Origin of the sequence: Kitasatospora sp. NPDC058046, from assembly GCF_042885595.1 — a bacterium.
Classification (GTDB): Bacteria; Actinomycetota; Actinomycetes; order Streptomycetales; family Streptomycetaceae; genus Kitasatospora.
On the sequence record NZ_JBHVRS010000013.1, the window covers coordinates 124,106 to 139,842 of the forward strand.

General features: G+C 72.8%; 14 protein-coding genes and 2 tRNA genes. 6 read left to right on the forward strand and 10 right to left on the reverse strand.

Going from position 1 to position 15,737, the window contains the following annotated elements; translation table 11 throughout:
• Window positions 1-142 precede the first annotated feature (142 nt).
• From ACFVU7_RS25205 to ACFVU7_RS25215, 3 genes are all read right to left on the reverse strand, one after another.
• Window positions 143-215, reverse strand: a tRNA-Gly gene (locus ACFVU7_RS25205).
• Between the two features lie 39 nt (window positions 216-254).
• Window positions 255-327, reverse strand: a tRNA-Gly gene (locus tag ACFVU7_RS25210).
• A gap of 143 nt (window positions 328-470) precedes the next feature.
• Entirely contained in the window at window positions 471-788 is a 318-nt protein-coding gene (locus tag ACFVU7_RS25215; protein WP_030056585.1) for an Lsr2 family protein, read from the reverse strand.
• Window positions 789-1,253: 465 nt separating this feature from the next.
• Between ACFVU7_RS25215 and purS the strand changes: the two genes are divergently transcribed.
• The 4 genes from purS (at window position 1,254) to ACFVU7_RS25235 (ending at window position 5,377) form a co-directional block, all read left to right on the forward strand.
• Window positions 1,254-1,508, forward strand: coding sequence for a phosphoribosylformylglycinamidine synthase subunit PurS (gene purS, locus ACFVU7_RS25220; protein WP_049654013.1), 255 nt, complete (start codon window positions 1,254-1,256; stop codon window positions 1,506-1,508).
• Complete coding sequence (gene purQ / locus ACFVU7_RS25225; RefSeq protein ID WP_049654011.1) at window positions 1,505-2,182, forward strand: phosphoribosylformylglycinamidine synthase subunit PurQ; 678 nt, start codon at window positions 1,505-1,507, stop codon at window positions 2,180-2,182. Before purS ends, purQ begins: the two co-directional genes overlap by 4 nt.
• Entirely contained in the window at window positions 2,182-4,437 is a 2,256-nt protein-coding gene (purL, locus tag ACFVU7_RS25230) for a phosphoribosylformylglycinamidine synthase subunit PurL (RefSeq protein WP_380743515.1), read from the forward strand. Before purQ ends, purL begins: the two co-directional genes overlap by 1 nt.
• A 64-nt stretch (window positions 4,438-4,501) precedes the next feature.
• Window positions 4,502-5,377: a sterol carrier family protein gene (locus tag ACFVU7_RS25235; RefSeq protein ID WP_380778788.1), complete on the forward strand. Its 876-nt coding sequence runs from the start codon at window positions 4,502-4,504 to the stop codon at window positions 5,375-5,377.
• Window positions 5,378-5,409: 32 nt separating this feature from the next.
• Here ACFVU7_RS25235 and ACFVU7_RS25240 read toward each other — a convergent pair whose 3' ends face one another.
• Window positions 5,410-6,207 (reverse strand): DUF3152 domain-containing protein, encoded by a 798-nt coding sequence (locus tag ACFVU7_RS25240; protein WP_388047273.1) that lies wholly within the window; start codon window positions 6,205-6,207, stop codon window positions 5,410-5,412.
• 218 nt (window positions 6,208-6,425) lie between these two features.
• Between ACFVU7_RS25240 and ACFVU7_RS25245 the strand changes: the two genes are divergently transcribed.
• On the forward strand, window positions 6,426-6,845 hold the full coding sequence (locus ACFVU7_RS25245) for a DUF3151 domain-containing protein (RefSeq protein WP_049659647.1): 420 nt from the start codon (window positions 6,426-6,428) through the stop codon (window positions 6,843-6,845).
• 167 nt (window positions 6,846-7,012) lie between these two features.
• Here ACFVU7_RS25245 and fbaA read toward each other — a convergent pair whose 3' ends face one another.
• Complete coding sequence (fbaA, locus tag ACFVU7_RS25250) at window positions 7,013-8,035, reverse strand: class II fructose-bisphosphate aldolase (RefSeq protein WP_049659648.1); 1,023 nt, start codon at window positions 8,033-8,035, stop codon at window positions 7,013-7,015.
• A 362-nt stretch (window positions 8,036-8,397) separates the two neighbouring features.
• Between fbaA and ACFVU7_RS25255 the strand changes: the two genes are divergently transcribed.
• A complete protein-coding gene (locus ACFVU7_RS25255) occupies window positions 8,398-9,120 on the forward strand; it encodes a DedA family protein (RefSeq protein WP_049659650.1) in 723 nt (240 codons plus the stop codon).
• Window positions 9,121-9,225: 105 nt separating this feature from the next.
• On the opposite strand, the gene pyrE is transcribed toward ACFVU7_RS25255, so the two are convergent.
• The 5 genes from pyrE to ACFVU7_RS25280 all read right to left on the reverse strand — a co-directional run bounded on the left by pyrE (window position 9,226) and on the right by ACFVU7_RS25280 (window position 15,713).
• Window positions 9,226-9,762, reverse strand: coding sequence for an orotate phosphoribosyltransferase (pyrE, locus tag ACFVU7_RS25260; protein WP_049659651.1), 537 nt, complete (start codon window positions 9,760-9,762; stop codon window positions 9,226-9,228).
• A gap of 65 nt (window positions 9,763-9,827) precedes the next feature.
• Window positions 9,828-10,853 carry a hypothetical protein gene (locus ACFVU7_RS25265; protein WP_388047275.1) on the reverse strand — a complete coding sequence of 342 codons (1,026 nt, stop codon included), beginning with the start codon at window positions 10,851-10,853 and terminating at the stop codon, window positions 9,828-9,830.
• Window positions 10,854-11,706: 853 nt separating this feature from the next.
• Entirely contained in the window at window positions 11,707-13,353 is a 1,647-nt protein-coding gene (locus tag ACFVU7_RS25270) for a polyamine aminopropyltransferase (protein WP_234348276.1), read from the reverse strand.
• 155 nt (window positions 13,354-13,508) lie between these two features.
• Window positions 13,509-14,039, reverse strand: a complete 531-nt coding sequence (locus tag ACFVU7_RS25275) for a DUF2617 family protein (protein WP_049650409.1) — start codon at window positions 14,037-14,039, stop codon at window positions 13,509-13,511.
• A 513-nt stretch (window positions 14,040-14,552) separates the two neighbouring features.
• On the reverse strand, window positions 14,553-15,713 hold the full coding sequence (locus tag ACFVU7_RS25280) for a pyridoxal phosphate-dependent aminotransferase (protein WP_049650410.1): 1,161 nt from the start codon (window positions 15,711-15,713) through the stop codon (window positions 14,553-14,555).
• Between the last annotated feature and the right edge of the window lie 24 nt (window positions 15,714-15,737).

Genomic DNA, 15,737 nt, shown 5'->3' on the forward strand with positions numbered 1-15,737 from the left:
CATGACATCGCGGTGGGGACGCACGGGTCGGCGATGACAAATGTCATGGCCGATATCGCCGGCCGCCGGGTGCGGGGGTGCCGGGACGCCCCGGGAGGGAATGCCGAAGGGCCCCCTCGATTGAGGGGGCCCTTCGTATCTGAGCGGACGACGAGATTCGAACTCGCGACCCTCACCTTGGCAAGGTGATGCTCTACCAACTGAGCCACGTCCGCAGGTCAAACTATTGAGTTGTGCTGTGCTCGCGCACTGCGAGCGGACGACGAGATTCGAACTCGCGACCCTCACCTTGGCAAGGTGATGCTCTACCAACTGAGCCACGTCCGCATGGTGCCTGGTGGGGCACCCGCCGCCTCTTCGGATCTCTCCGTTGCGGCGACGAGGAATACTCTACAGCATCGTTCGGGGTGGTCGCCCCACCCTTTCGGACCGGGCGGGCGGGGCGACCGGGGAGCGGGCTCCCCGCGGGGTCAGTTCGCCTCGGCGAACGCCTCGTACACGTGCTTGGGGATGCGGCCGCGGGCCGGCAGTTCCATCCCGCGGGACAGGGCCCAGGCGCGGACGGCGGCCGGGTCCGGGGTGAGGGCGGTGCGCCGGAAGGACTTTCCGGTGCGGCTCTGCCGGCGGCCGGCGGCGACGAACGGAGCGAGGGCCTCCCGCAGCTTTTCCGCGTTGTCCACGGACAGGTCGATCTCGTACGACTTTCCGTCGACGCCGAAGTGGACGGTTTCGGCGGCGGCGCCGCCGTCCAGGTCGTCGGAGAGCGTGACAACTACACGCTGAGCCATGGGTGTCAATCCTCTCGGGCAATTCGGCCGCCGGTCCGAGGGGGTACCGGGGCCTGATGTGCACCAACTCGCGCAAGCGCGTACGGGCGGGCCGGGCGGCTCGCCTGATACGCAGCACTTGCCGCGACAGGTGGCCCTATTCTGCACCCGAAGGGGGCCGAAATCGAAGAGTCCGGCATTCTTTTCCGGATATTCACGTCTCTTCGGCGGGTTCCTTGATACCGATGTGCGGGTCGGGCGGTTCTGTCCCCAAGTGCCGTATTCGGGTGTTCTCCGGAGGGCGTCGTTCCGAGTGCCGAATCCGGGGAAACCGGCCGGCCCGGGCAGGTGATCGGGGCGCTGGATCCCTTGCTGCGTAAGGGTCTGGGGTCTACGCGCGTCGCTATGCCCGGCCAGCAATCCTGCCCGAAACCACCGGTAGTCTGGAGTTCCCCCGCCTCACCGAAGACACCACCGGGAGTGCCAGTGGCACGCGTCGTAGTCGACGTCATGCTCAAGCCGGAGATCCTCGACCCCCAGGGACAGGCGGTGCAGCGTGCACTGCCCCGTCTCGGATTCACCGGGATCGCCGACGTCCGCCAGGGCAAGCGTTTCGAGCTGGATGTGGAGGGCCCGGTCGACGACGCGGCGCTCGCCCGTATCCGCGAAGCCGCCGAGACCTTTCTCGCCAACACCGTGATCGAGGACTTCACCGTCCGGGTCGAGGAGGAGGGCAAGTGACCACCCGCGTCGGCGTCGTCACTTTCCCCGGCTCCCTCGACGACCGCGACGCCCGGCGGGCGGTCCGTCTCGCCGGCGCCGAGCCGGTCGCCCTCTGGCACCGTGACAAGGATCTCCACCAGGTCGACGCCGTCGTCCTGCCGGGCGGATTCAGCTACGGCGACTATCTGCGCTGCGGTGCCATCTCCCGGTTCTCGCCGGTGATGGAGACCGTCATCGAGCAGGCGAAGCTCGGAATGCCGGTGCTCGGTATCTGCAACGGCTTCCAGGTGCTCTGCGAATCGCACCTGCTGCCCGGTGCGCTCACCCGGAACGACTCGCTGCACTTCATCTGCCGCGACCAGAAGCTGCGCATCGAGAACGCCGGCACCGCCTGGACCGGGGATTACTCCGTCGGCCAGGAAATCGTCGTCCCGCTGAAGAACGGCGAGGGCCGCTTCGTCGCCGAGGAGCGGGTGCTCGACGAGCTGGAGGCGGAGGGCCGGGTCGTCGCCCGTTACCTGGACGTCAACCCGAACGGTTCGTACCGCGACATCGCCGGCATCACCAACGCCGCCGGCAATGTCGTCGGCCTGATGCCGCACCCGGAGCACGCCGTGGAGCCGCTCACCGGTCCGACCACCGAGGGCCTGGGCTTCTTCACTTCCGTCCTGAAGCAGCTGGTGAACGCCTGATGAGCCTCGACACCGTCAAGAACGCCGAGCAGACCCCGGACGCCGCCCAGCCCTGGGCCGACCTCGGCCTCAAGGAGGACGAGTACGCGCGCATCCGCGAGATCCTCGGCCGCCGTCCCACCGGCGCCGAGCTCGCCATGTACTCGGTCATGTGGTCGGAGCACTGTTCGTACAAGAGCAGCAAGGTCCACCTGAAGCAGTTCGGCGAGAAGAAGCCGGATTCGGACGCGATGCTCGTCGGCATCGGCGAGAACGCCGGTGTCGTCGACGTCGGCCAGGGCTACGCGGTCACCTTCAAGGTCGAGTCGCACAACCACCCGTCGTACATCGAGCCCTACCAGGGCGCGGCCACCGGCATCGGCGGCATCGTGCGCGACATCCTGGCGATGGGCGCCCGCCCGGTCGCCGTGATGGACCCGCTGCGCTTCGGTGCGGCCGACCACCCGGACACCCGGCGCGTGCTGCCCGGGATCGTCGCGGGCATCGGCGGCTACGGCAACTGCCTGGGCCTGCCGAACATCGGCGGCGAGGTCGTCTTCGACTCCTGCTACCAGGGCAACCCGCTGGTCAACGCGCTGTGCGTGGGCGTCATGAAGCACGAGGACATCCACCTCGCGCAGGCCTCCGGCGCCGGCAACAAGGTCGTCCTGTACGGCGCCCGCACCGGTGGCGACGGCATCGGCGGCGTCTCGGTGCTCGCCTCCGAGACCTTCGACGACACCAAGCCGGCCAAGCGCCCGGCGGTCCAGGTCGGCGACCCGTTCCAGGAGAAGCTCCTGATCGAGTGCACCCTGGAGATCTTCCGGGAGAAGCTCGTCAAGGGCATCCAGGACCTCGGCGGCGCCGGCCTGTCCTGCGCCACCAGCGAGCTGGCCTCGGCCGGCTCCGGCGGCATGCGGATCGAGCTCGACACCGTGCACCTGCGCGACCACACGCTCTCGCCGGAGGAGATCCTCATGAGCGAGTCGCAGGAGCGCATGTGCGCGATCGTCGAGCCCGACAAGATCGACCGCTTCCTGGAGATCTGCGAGAAGTGGGACGTCATCGCCAACGTCATCGGTGAGGTGACCGACGGCGAGCGCCTGGAGATCTACTGGCACGGCGAGCTCGTGGTGGACGTCCCGCCGCGCACCGTCGCCCACGAGGGCCCGACCTACCAGCGCCCGTACGCCCGCCCCAGCTGGCAGGACGCGCTGCAGGCCGACGCCCCGACCGCCGAGCGGCTGGCCCGCCCGACCACCGGCGAGGGCCTCAAGGCCGACCTGCTGAAGGTCGCGAGCCACCCGAACCAGGCCTCCAAGTCCTGGATCACCGACCAGTACGACCGCTACGTGCTCGGCAACACCGTGCTCTCGGTCGGCGAGGACTCGGGCATGATCCGGATCGACGAGGAGACCAACCTCGGCGTCTCGGTCGCCACCGACGGCAACGGCCGCTTCGCCAAGCTGGACCCGTACACCGGCGCCCAGCTGGCCCTGGCCGAGGCGTACCGCAACGTCGCGGCCGGCGGTGCCAAGCCGCTCGCCGTCTCCGACTGCCTCAACTTCGGCTCCCCCGAGGACCCGGACGTGATGTGGCAGTTCGCCGAGGCCACCCGCGGCCTGGCCGACGCCTGCCTGGTGCTCGGCACCCCGGTCACCGGCGGCAACGTCTCGCTGTACAACCAGACCGGCGAGGTCGCCATCCACCCGACCCCGGTGGTCGCGGTGCTCGGCGTCATCGACGACGTCACCCGGCGCACCCCGCTGGCCTTCGCCGAGGAGGGGCAGCTGCTCTACCTGCTCGGCGACACGGCGGACGAGCTCGGCGGCTCGGCCTGGTCGCAGGCCGTCCACGACCACCTCGGCGGCCTGCCGCCCGCGGTGGACCTGGAGCGCGAGCGGCTGCTCGGCGACATCCTGATCGCCGCCTCGCGCGACGGCATGATCGACGCCGCGCACGACCTGTCCGACGGCGGCCTCGGCCAGGCGCTCGTGGAGAGCTGCCTCAAGGGCGGCCACGGTGCGCGGATCGTCCTGCCCGAGGGCCAGGACCCGTTCGTCCTGCTGTTCTCGGAGTCGGCCGGCCGCGCCGTCGTGGCGGTGCCGCGCAGCGAGGAGCTCCGCTTCAACGACATGTGCACCGCGCGCGGCCTGCCGGCCGCCCGGATCGGTGTCGTGGACGGCGACAGCCTGGACGTCCAGGGCCAGTTCAGCGTCTCGCTGGCGGAGCTGAAGGACGCCCACACCGGCGTCATCGAGGCCCTGCTGGCCTGATCGGCCTGTTCGAGGGGCGGGCGGTTCTCCGGAACCGTCCGCCCCTCGGCGTATGTTGAGCCCCATGCCTGCCAAGCCCCGTACGTACCAGCCGCAGAAGGTCCGCGCCGCGCTGGCCGCCCAGACCAGGGCGCTGCGTGCCGCCGTGGACGCGCTCGGCACGGAGCAGCTGGACCTGCCGACCCGGCTGGGGCGGTGGCGGGTCCGCGAACTGCTCGCCCACCTGGCCGTCCAACTCGACTACGTCCCGGCGCACCTGGACGACCGGCCGCAGGGGCGGGCACCGCTGGACCTGTCGGGCTGGGCGGCCGGGGTCGCCACCGTCGCGCCGCTGCTGGACGAGCAGGCCCGGGAGCGGGGCGCGGCGGAGTTCGCCGGGGACGCGGCCTCGGTGGCGGCCGCCTTCGGCCAGGCCGCGGACGCGCTGCTCGCCCTGCTGGAGCGGCCCGAAGCCGCCGACCCGGCGCGGCGGTTCGAGATCCGGCTGGGTTCGATGACGCTCTCCGACATGCTGGTGACCAGGCTGGTGGAGACGGTCGTGCACGCCGACGACCTGGCCGCCGCGCTCGGGCCCGACGCCTTCCCCGGCTCCCCGGTCTCCTCGGTTTCCCTGACCTCCTCGGCCTCCCGGGCTCTCCCGGCCTTCCCGCACGACCGGCAGGCCGTCGCGGCCGTCACCCGGCTGCTGGCCGACGCCTTCGCCGACCGCGCCCCGGGCGGCGCGGTCGAGCTGCGGATCCCGCCGTACGCGGTGGTGCAGGCCGTCGAGGGCCCCCGGCACACCCGGGGCACCCCGCCCAACGTGGTGGAGACCGACCCGCTGACCTGGATCCGGCTGGCCACCGGCCGGACGGACTGGGCGGCGGCGGTGGACGCGGCCGAGGTGTCCGCCTCGGGGGAGCGCAGCGACCTGCGGGCGTACCTGCCGGTGCTCGGCTGATCGGCTCCCCGGTGCGGCTCCGGTCCCGCGGGCTACGGGACGGACGGCCCGCTGAGGTAGGTGCCCTCCGCCGAGTACGGCCAGGCGTTGGGCGCGCAGCCCTTGAGACCGTAGATCTGCTGCATCATCGCGGGCGCGGGCTTGCCCTCGCCCGGGCAGCCCTCGTGCCCGTGGCCGATCCGGTGGCCCACCTCGTGGTTGACGATCAGCGCCCGGTACTCCTCCAGCGGGCCGCTGAACTGCGGTGAACCGGTGTTCCAGCGCTTGGAGTTGACGAGCACCTGGTTGCCGACGTTGCAGTTGACCTCGCCGTGGGTGTCCAGTCCGGAGGCGCCGCAGATCCGGTCCACGGTGGCCGGTGAGGCGATCTTCACGGTGAAGTCGTACGGGCCGTCGGCGACCAGCTGGAAGCCGTTCTTGCGGTCGTTGGTCCAGCCGCGCTTGTCGCCGAGGATGCCGTGGACCTGCGCGGCGGCGGACGGGGCGTCGATGCCGATGCCGTCCTCGACCTCGACCCGGTAGCGGCGCACGGTGCCGCGCCCGACCGGCTTGGCGGTGGCGGGGGCGACGGTGAAGGTGCCCGCGCCCTTGGCGGGGCCGGGGTCCGGCGCGGCGGGGGCGGGCGGCGGGGTCGGTGTCGGGGCCGGCGGGGGCGGCGGGGTGTCGGCCGGTGCGGGAGTCGGCGCCGGTGCCGCCGTGGCGGCCTGCTCGGCCGGCGGGGCGACCCTCGCCTGGGTGGTCGGGGTGGTGGCCGGGGTGGCCGAGGGGCGGTTCAGCATGACCGCCGTGGCGCCCAGCACCAGCACGGAGAGCACCAGTGCCGTGAGCATGCCAGGACCGGGTCTGCGCCGCTGCCGGCGGCGTCGGCGACCGCCCTTCCGGGGCGGTGCGGTGCGCCTGCCGACGGATCGGGCTGCAGACATGATCTTCACACTGGCATGGCGAACGGGTGAATGTCCACCTTCCCGTGGGCGGCGCCGGTGCCCGTGGCGGCCGCCCGTCCGGGACGGCGGTTGACCCCTGCGTCTCGGGTGGCAGACTTCAGGGCATGGCGATTCACAGGAATCTTCTCGACGGTCCCGAACCGACCCTGCTCCCGGAGGAGGAGCGGCCCTACCGGATGCTGGCGGAGGAATCGGCCTCCCCGACCCAGGTGGCGGCCGAGTTCCCGGTCTTCTGCCTCGCCTGGGCGATGCTGGCCGACGACGCCTACGCTGCCGGCCGGTACGTCGAGTCGTACGCCTACGCCCGTACCGGCTACCACCGTGGTCTGGACGCGCTGCGGCGCAACGGCTGGAAGGGCCACGGCCCGGTGCCGTGGGAGCACCGCGGCAACCGCGGCTTCCTGCGCTGCCTGGCGGCGCTCGCCCGGGCGGCCGGCGCGATCAAGGAGACCGAGGAGGAGGCCCGCTGCTGGCAGTTCCTGAAGGACAGCAGCGCGGAGGCGTACGCGGAGCTCAAGCAGTAGAGCGGTCGAGCGGTCGAGCGGCAGAGCCGTAGAGATCGGTAGAGCCGTAGAGAGCGGCAGAGCTGTAGAGCGGTAGACACCCCCGACGTACGGGTGCCCCCGGCGGAGTCCGCCGGGGGCACCCGTTTCTCACGCTCGGGGCGCGGGTCCTACGCGGGGCGCGGGCCTCACTTCAGGCGCTTGCCCGCCGAACGCAGCTGCTCGGCGGCCTCGCGCACGCGGGCGGCCATGCCGGCCTCGGCCAGCTTGCCCCAGGTGCGCGGGTCGTAGGTGTTCTTCTTGCCGACCTCGCCGTCGACCTTCAGCACGCCGTCGTAGTTGGCGAACATGTGGCCGGCCACCGGGCGGGTGAAGGCGTACTGGGTGTCGGTGTCCAGGTTCATCTTCACGACGCCGTTCTCCAGCGCGGTGGCGATCTCCTCGGCGGTCGAGCCCGAGCCGCCGTGGAAGACGAAGTCGAACGGGTCGGTCTTGCCGTACTGCTTGCCGATCGCGTCCTGCAGCTCGCGCAGCAGCTCCGGCTTCAGCACGACGTTGCCCGGCTTGTACACGCCGTGCACGTTGCCGAAGGAGGCGGCCAGCAGGTAGCGGCCCTGCTCGCCCAGGCCCAGCGCCTCGGCGGTGCGCACGGCGTCGTTGACGGTGGTGTACAGCTCGTCGTTGATCTCGTGGGTGACGCCGTCCTCCTCGCCGCCGGTCGGGGTGATCTCGACCTCGAGGATGATCTTGGCGGCGGCGGCCTGGGCCAGCAGCTCCTGGGCGATGGCCAGGTTGTCGGCGAGGGTCTCGGCCGAGCCGTCCCACATGTGCGACTGGAACAGCGGGTTCTCGCCCTTGGCCACGCGCTCGGCGGAGACCGCCAGCAGCGGGCGGACGTAGCCGTCCAGCTTGTCCTTCGGGCAGTGGTCGGTGTGCAGCGCGACGGTGACGTCGTACTTGGCGGCGACGATGTGGGCGAACTCGGCGAGCGCGACCGCGCCGGTCACCATGTCCTTGCTGTGCTGGCCGCCCAGGAACTCCGCGCCACCGGTCGAGATCTGGATGATGCCGTCGCTCTCGGCCTCGGCGAAACCACGCAGCGCGGCGTGCAGGGTCTGCGACGACGTGACGTTGATGGCCGGGTAGGCGAACTTGCCCGCCTTGGCCCGGTCGAGCATCTCGTTGTAGACCTCGGGAGTTGCGATGGGCATGCGATCCGCTCCTGTCGGGTTGCGGCGTACGGACGGTGCTGTCCGACGCTGTGTACGCCTTCGTGACGACTCCGTGCCGGCCCGCCGACGCGCGGCGTTGCGGTGGTGGCTCTCCGGCACGTTCGCGGCGACCTGCGCGGTACGGCCATGAGGGTGGTGTGCCACCGCGGACCGGACGCCTGTGCCATCTTCCCAGACTCGTGCCCGCGGGTCAGCAGGAGCCCGCCATGCGGAACGTCGCACGGTACGGGCGCACGGCGGCACCCGGGCGGCCCCGGCGGGGGCCGGAACCGGTCCCGGCCGGGCGCCGTCGGCACGGTACGCCCGCGTCGCCGGCAAGGTGCGCCCGCTATCCTGCGCCCGTGGACTACAACCAGCTGGCCGTCAACCTGCTCGACGCCAAATCCCTGATCTCGTCCCTCGGCGCCATCGGGCTGATCGCGATCATCTTCGCGGAGACCGGCCTGCTGGTCGGCTTCTTCTTCCCGGGTGACTCGCTGCTGATCCTCGCGGGCGTCGCCGCCTCGAACGCAGCCTCCTCGGTGCTCGGTGACGGCGCCAAGCTGCCGATCGCCGTCCTGCTGATCGGCTGCCCGATCGCGGCGATCGCCGGTGCCCAGCTCGGGCACCTGATCGGCGCCAAGGTCGGGCCGAAGATGTTCGACAAGCCCGATTCGAAGATCTTCCGCCGCGACTACGTGGTGAAGGCGGAGGAGTACTTCAACAAGTTCGGCTCCGGCAAGGCCGTCGTGCTGGCCCGCTTCATGCCGATCATCCGCACCTTCCTGAACCCGGTCGCCGGCACCCTGGAGATGCCCGCCCGGACCTTCTTCGTCTGGAACGTGATCGGCGGCGTGCTGTGGACCGAGTCCATGCTGCTGATCGGCTACTTCTTCGGTGACGCGCTCGCCCCGGTGATCGACAAGTACCTGATCCCGGCGGTGCTGCTGATCGTCCTGCTGTCCATCTCGCCGATCCTGATCGAGGTCATGCGCGAGCGGAAGAAGAAGCGGGCCGGCGTCGGTGCCGAGGTCGACGAGGAGAGCCAGGTCCAGGCCGGCGGCGGCCGGCACCGGCGGGGCTGAGCGCCCGCCGCTCCGGACACGGCGAGGGCCGGTGCTGTTTCACGTGAAACAGCACCGGCCCTCGGTCGTTCGTCGTCCCGGCCTTGTCGTCCCGGCGGGTCGGGGTCAGAGACCCAGGTCGTCCAGGGTGTACGCGGTCACGTACTCCAGGCCCTGGGCCTCGACGGCGGCCGCGCCGCCGCGCTCCACGATCACCGCGACGCCGACCACCTCGGCGCCCGCCTCGCGCAGCGCCTCCACGGCGGTCAGCACCGAGCCGCCGGTGGTGGAGGTGTCCTCGACGGCCAGCACCCGGCGGCCCTTGACCTCCGGGCCCTCGATCCGGCGCTGCAGGCCGTGCGCCTTGCCGGTCTTGCGGACCACGAAGGCGTCCAGCTGCTGCCCGCGCGCGGCGGCGGCGTGCAGCATCGAGGCGGCCACCGGGTCGGCGCCCAGGGTCAGACCGCCGACGGCGTCGTACTCCAGGTGCGAGGTCGCGTCCAGCATCACCCGGCCGACCAGCGGGGCGGCCACGCCGTCCAGCGTGATCCGGCGCAGGTCGACGTAGTAGTCGGCCTCCTTGCCGGAGGAGAGGGTGACCTTGCCGTGCACGACGGCCTTGTCCTTGATCTGTGCCAGCAGGGCGTCGCGGTCGTTGCTCATGAGCGTTCAGTCTAGGCCCTGGCAGTCCCCGCGGCTCTCCGGGCTCGCGCCCGGCCGGCGCCCGGTCAGCGGCGGCGCAGCGCCCTGACCAGCACCACGGCACCGCCCAGCAGGGCCACCGAGCCGCCGATCACCCACGGCACCGCGTTGCGGCCGCCGGCGCCCGGCACCACGATCCCGCCGGCCTCCCCGCCCCAGCGGGAGGCCGCCCGGGCCCGCGCACTGCGGGCGGGCAGCGCCGGGGCGTACGGGCCGCGCGGCGGGGCGTGGTCCACCTCCTCGGCGGACCGGCCGACGATGCTGCGGCGCACCGGACCGGAGAGCACCGGCTCGTCCTCGTACGCGAAGAGCGGCTCGGCGGGCAGCTCCTCGGCGACGCCGTCCTGCCCGGCGGAGCCGTCCTCGCCCTCGCCCTCGCCATCGACGTCGTCCTCGTCGTCGTCGGCGGAGCCGGTGGGCAGACCGAAGCGCTCGGCGTCGGCGTCGGAGAAGGCGATCAGGTCGGAGAGGTCGTCGTCCAGGTCGTCGCCGGGCTGGTCCTGGCGCTCCTCGATGAAGACCACACCCGCGCCGGTCGAGGTCTCCGCGGCCTGGTCCTCCTGCTCCTCCAGGTCCTCCGAGCCCTCCTGGTCCTGCGGCTGCTCGCCCTCCGGGGCGACCAGCGCGGCGGCGAACCTGTCCAGCAGACGGCGGCCGGTGGCGTCGAGGGTCTCCTCGTCGAACTCGGTCAGCCGGCCGGTGGCGCTCAGGTCGCCGGTGAAGCGGATCGCCGCGGTGCCCTCCTCGGCGCCGTCCACGACGCTGACCCGGACGGTGGCGGTCGCCTCACCGCTGCCCCGGGCCTCCTCGCCCTCGGCGAGCACGGTCAGCACGCCTTCCCGGCCCTCGATCAGCGACAGCACGCCCTTGTACGTGATCGTGGAGCCGCCGATCCGCAGCTTCAGCCGGCCGCCGATCTCCTCGGCCGCACCGGACCCGACCGCGGCCGGCTCGGTGCTCAGCCCCGGCACGCTCCGCGCCAGCAGCGCCGGATCCTGCAAGGCCTGCCGCACCAGCTCGGCGGACATCGGGACGACAACCTCATGCTCCATGCCACGGAGCCTACCGACTGGTCCCCGCCCGGTCCCTACCCACCACCACCAGATTTTCCCCATCCCACCCGTTCCCTTGGCCGTCGCACCATCTCGCCACCCGAGCCCGGGGCCGCCCCGCCCCCAGGCCCGGCACCCTCCGGCCCCGCAGGCCCGAGGCTGCGCACGCCCACCGACCCCGCGCCCTCCGGTGCTGCCCCACCCACCCGGCCCCAGGCCCGGGGCCGCCCCGCTCACGGGCCCCGCATCCTCCGGCCCCGCCTCGCCCACCCGGCCCCGCAGGCCCGGGGCGGCCCACGGTCCTGCCCATTGGGCCCGCGCCTATCCAGCGGCCCCCGGGCCCGGGGCTGCCCTCCCCATCGGCCCCGCACCGCGACGGGCCCCGCTCCGTCGCCTGTCGTCCGGCGGCCGTCCGCCCCGCAAGGTGGGCCGGGGCCATGGGCCTTCTCCTGCCTGGGCCCGCTCCCCGGCTGCCGAGCGGCCCCGCCCGTGTGGGGGCTTGCCGGTCGAGGAGCCCGTTCTTCTGGGCCTCCCCGCGTGGGAAGTCGGCTGGATCGACTTCTCGCGCAGCGGCGATGGGGGCGGCGAGTCGATCACCGTTCCGACTGCGCGCGGACCCCGGGGAGCGGAGGGGGCTTCTGCCCGCCTCGGCCCGCTTCGCGGATGCCGGGCGGCCCCAGCCGTGTCCGGCGGGGGCCGCTTCCTCCGGCCGCTCTTCCCGGGGCGTCGGGTGCGGCCGGTGGCGGCCGCGGGGCCGTCGGAGCGGCGGAGCGGGTGCGGGGTTTCCGGCTGTCGGCCTCAACGGTGGCGCAGGAGGGCCGCCGGGCCGCCGGGCTGCGGCTCAGCGGCGACCTCAGCGGGGGCCGAGGAGGGTGAGGGCGGCCGGGGGGTGGGCGGGGCGGAGGGCGGTGAGGCGGGTGGTGGTGGCGTGGAGGGTGTCGGGCGTGAGGGCGCGGGGGGCCGGGGCGTCGGGGGCGAGGGTGAGCGGGGGGCGGGTGGCGGCGGCGAGGAGGAAGTTCTGGGCGCCGTCCGGCGGGCCGGGGCGGCAGGCGGCGGTGGCGCTGCCCGGGACGGCGTACGGGGCGGTCTGCAGGCCCGTCGTCCGCAGGCCGGACTCGATCTGCCAGAGGCCGTCCAGGTCGCTCCCGGCGCGGACGGCGATCCGGCCGCCGGGGGAGAGCAGCCGGGTGGCGAGGCCGTAGAACTCCTGGGAGTGGAACTTGACCGGTCCGCCGTCGGCCGGTGCCGGGAGGTCGGCGAGCACCACGTCGTACGGTCCGTCCCCGCCGGGGGCGCCCGCGCCGCGCAGCCAGGCCATCGGGTCGGCGGCGGTGGTGCGGACCCGGGGGTCGTCCAGGGAGCGGCCGCCGAGGGCGGCGAGCCCGGGGTCGGTGCGGGCGAGCCGGGGGAGGGCGGGGTCGGCGTCGACCAGCCGGACGGTGCGGACGCCCCGGTGCCGCAGCACTTCCCGCAGGGCGAGTCCGTCGCCGCCGCCGAGCAGCAGGACCCGGGCGTCCGGGCCGGCCGCCATGGCGGGGTGGACGAGGCCCTCGCTGCCCCGGTACTCGTCGGGTCCGCAGACCGCGAGCCGGCCGTCGAGGTAGAGCCGGAGCGGGCCTTCGGCGGGGCCGGTGAGCACGATCTCCTGGTACCGGCTGCGGGTCGCGTAGCGGACCTGGTCGCCGTAGAGGGCGTGCCGGGCGGCGCGTTCGACGGCGTCGGAGCCGGCCGCGGCCGCCGCGAGCACGGCGAGCACCAGCAGGCAGCCGCCCCAGAGCAGCCGTCGTATCCGGGGGGCGGGTTCCTCGCGGAACAGCCAGAGCACCACGGCGGCCCCGGCGACGGCGTTGACGGCGCCGGTGAGCAGTGCTCCGTCGCCGGGCCCGAGGCCGGGCAGGATCAGGAACGGGAAGGCGAGGCCGCCGATCAGGGCGCCCACGTAGTCGGCGGCGAACAGGTCGGCGACGGCCCGTCCGGCGTCCTCGCGCCGGATCCGTTGGATGAGGGTCATCAGCAGGGGGATCTCGGCGCCGATGAGGATGCCGATCAGGCAGGTGAGGCCGACCATGGCGGCCTGGTAGCGGCCGATCCAGGCCCAGCAGGAGTAGAGGGCGAGGACGGAGAGTCCGCCGGTGAGCGCGAGCGCGCACTCGACCAGGGCGAAGGCGGTGGCGGGCCGGCTGGTGAGCCGTTTGGCGAGGAGGGAGCCGAGGCCCATCGCGAAGACCATGACGGAGAGCACGACGGAGGTTTGGGTGACCGTGTCCCCGAGCAGGTAGTCGCCGAGCGCCACGAGTTCGAGCTCGTAGACGAGTCCGCAGGCCGCGCAGACGAACGCGGCCAGCAGGACGGTCAGGCGGGCGAACCGTGGTCGGGAGCGCAGCCGGGGCCGACGGCGGGCGGGCAGGAGTGGGGCGTGGGCTCGCCCGGGCCGGGGTGGGGTGCCGTCGTCGAGGTCCACTCGCGGGCGTGCGGGCGGACCGGCCGGATGGTTGATCACGAACAAACGCTAGGGGACGTGCGGGACGGATGGCTGCGCCCATCCGACGGACAGTGAGCGACGTCGAATTGACGAATCGTTCCTGCGTACGATTCGTAGGCCCGGCTTGGGCGGCCTACGGCCGGACCGGTGTTCCGCTCCGGACTTGGGGGCGGTCATGCCCCGGACACCACCAGCGAGGAGCGGGTGCACACCAGCTGCCCCTCCTGCGGGTAGGCGTGCCAGGTGCGCCACAGGAGCCGGTCCGGGCCGCCCTGGGTGACCAGCGCGGTGAAGGCGCTCGGGTCGCCCGGGAAGACCCCGGCGAGGCCCCGGGGGTGCCCCTCGACCAGGGCCAGCAGCTCCTGGGCGCGGGCCGCGAAGTCGTGCGGCGGCAGCGCCTCGATGCGGGCGGCGAACTCGTACTCCCAGCCGCCGATCTGCTTGGCCACCCGGGCCGGCAGCGGGGTGCGGCGGCCGGGCAGGCAGGCGACGGTCTCCAGACATCGGCCGGGGCCCGCGTCGATCACCACCTGGTGGGAGGCGCCCAGCAGGCGCAGCTGGAGGGTGCCGGACGCGCCCGGGCGGCCGCCTCCGTCGAGTCTCAGGTCGCGGACGGCGAGAGCGGGCAGCGGGTCGCCGCCGAGGCACCAGGCGAGGTCACCGGCGCGGGTGTCCGTGTAGGAGGTCTGCAGTGTGGTGAGCATGCTCGGCTCCGCGTTTCAGCTCCGTGCGCGCCCGCCGAGCAGCACCGAGTAGGCCTAGGCGATGGCGAGGCTGTTCGTGGCTGTGCGGCCCTGGGCGCGGCCGACCGTGGAAGGAAGGATTCCGGCTGGAGATTCAGCAGCAGAGAAGCACGAATACGTCGGGCCCGCCGGTGATTTACCCAACTTTGTCAAGCATTCACCGTTTCGAGCACACCTGCTTCCCGGCTCTGATCGAGCCCGTGTACGAGTCTGCACAGCGCGCGCCCCTATCACCGGATTGCGCGCCGTGCGCGCCGGGTGTGCGCTGTTCGGGCGCATCACGCACCGCCGCCCTCCAGGCGCGGGGCATGGAGGGCGGCGGGAGAGTGCCCGGAGGGTCGGCCAGCGTGCCTCAGTGGCGGCAAACAAGCAAGCCGATCAAGGAAGTTGATGATCCATCAGAACTGGTGTCGGGCTGCGGGCAGTCCTGTTCGAAGGGTGCGGAGAAGGGCGTGAAAGGGGGCGTGCGGCCCCTCACAGGCGCCGCAGGCGGGCGACGGCCTCCTGAAGGACCTCGTCCTTTTTGCAGAAAGTGAAGCGGACCAGGCTACGGCCGGCCTCCACGTCGTCGTAGAACACCGCGTTCGGGATGGCGACGACGCCGCAACGGCCGGGCAGGGCACGGCAGAACTCGATGCCGTCCTTCTCGCCGAGCGGGGTGATGTCGGTGGTGACGAAGTACGTGCCCTCGGGGGTGAAGGCCCGGAAGCCGGCCGCGGTGAGGCCGTCGACCAGCAGGTCGCGCTTGCGCAGCAGGTCGGCGCGGAGGGTGTCGAAGTACGTGTCCGGCAGCCGCAGGGCCTCGGCGACGGCGTACTGGAAGGGGCCGGCGCTGACGTAGGTGAGGTACTGCTTCGCGGTGCGCACGGCCGCCACCAGGTCCGGGCTCGCGGTGACCCAGCCGACCTTCCAGCCGGTGAAGGAGAAGGTCTTGCCGGCCGAGGAGATGCTGACGGTGCGTCCGCGCATGCCGGGCAGGGCGGCGATCGGGTGGTGGGCGGCGCCGAACACCAGGTGCTCGTAGACCTCGTCGGTGGCGACCAGCAGGTCGTGCTCGACGGCGAGTTCGGCGATGGCGGCGAGCTCCTCGGCGGTGAGGACGGTGCCGGTCGGGTTGTGCGGGGTGTTGATCAGCAGCAGCCGGGTGCGCGGGGTGATCAGCGAGCGCAGCTCGTCCAGGTCGGGGCGGAAGGACGGGGCCCGCAGGGTGAGCGGCACCCGGGTGGCGCCGGCCATCGCGATGCAGGCGGCGTACGAGTCGTAGAACGGCTCGAAGGCGATCACCTCGTCGCCCGGCTCCAGGAGGGCCAGCAGGGTGGCGGCGATGGCCTCGGTGGCGCCGGCGGTGACCAGCACCTCGCTGTCCGGGTCGTACGCGAGGCCGTGGAACCGCTGCTGGTGCTCGGCGATCGCGGTGCGCAGCTCGGGGACGCCGGGGCCGGGCGGGTACTGGTTGCCGCGGCCCTCGCGCAGGGCCCGTACGGCCGCCTCGCGGACCTCCTCGGGCCCGTCGGTGTCCGGGAAGCCCTGGCCGAGGTTGATCGAACCGGTGGCCGTGGCCAGGGCGGACATCTCGGCGAAGACCGTCGTGCCCATCCCGGCCAGTCGGCGGTTCAGCAGTGGCCTGGTACCCATCGGTGGCTCCTCACGGCTCGTTGT

Coding starts and splice junctions, on each gene's coding strand:
- ACFVU7_RS25215 (WP_030056585.1), bottom strand. CDS start 788: ATGGCTCAGCGTGTAGTTGTCACGCTCTCCGACGACCTGGACGGCGGC.
- purL (WP_380743515.1), top strand. CDS start 2,182: ATGAGCCTCGACACCGTCAAGAACGCCGAGCAGACCCCGGACGCCGCC.
- ACFVU7_RS25235 (WP_380778788.1), top strand. CDS start 4,502: ATGCCTGCCAAGCCCCGTACGTACCAGCCGCAGAAGGTCCGCGCCGCG.
- ACFVU7_RS25240 (WP_388047273.1), bottom strand. CDS start 6,207: ATGCTCACGGCACTGGTGCTCTCCGTGCTGGTGCTGGGCGCCACGGCG.
- ACFVU7_RS25245 (WP_049659647.1), top strand. CDS start 6,426: ATGGCGATTCACAGGAATCTTCTCGACGGTCCCGAACCGACCCTGCTC.
- fbaA (WP_049659648.1), bottom strand. CDS start 8,035: ATGCCCATCGCAACTCCCGAGGTCTACAACGAGATGCTCGACCGGGCC.
- pyrE (WP_049659651.1), bottom strand. CDS start 9,762: ATGAGCAACGACCGCGACGCCCTGCTGGCACAGATCAAGGACAAGGCC.
- ACFVU7_RS25265 (WP_388047275.1), bottom strand. CDS start 10,853: ATGGAGCATGAGGTTGTCGTCCCGATGTCCGCCGAGCTGGTGCGGCAG.
- ACFVU7_RS25275 (WP_049650409.1), bottom strand. CDS start 14,039: ATGCTCACCACACTGCAGACCTCCTACACGGACACCCGCGCCGGTGAC.
- ACFVU7_RS25280 (WP_049650410.1), bottom strand. CDS start 15,713: ATGGGTACCAGGCCACTGCTGAACCGCCGACTGGCCGGGATGGGCACG.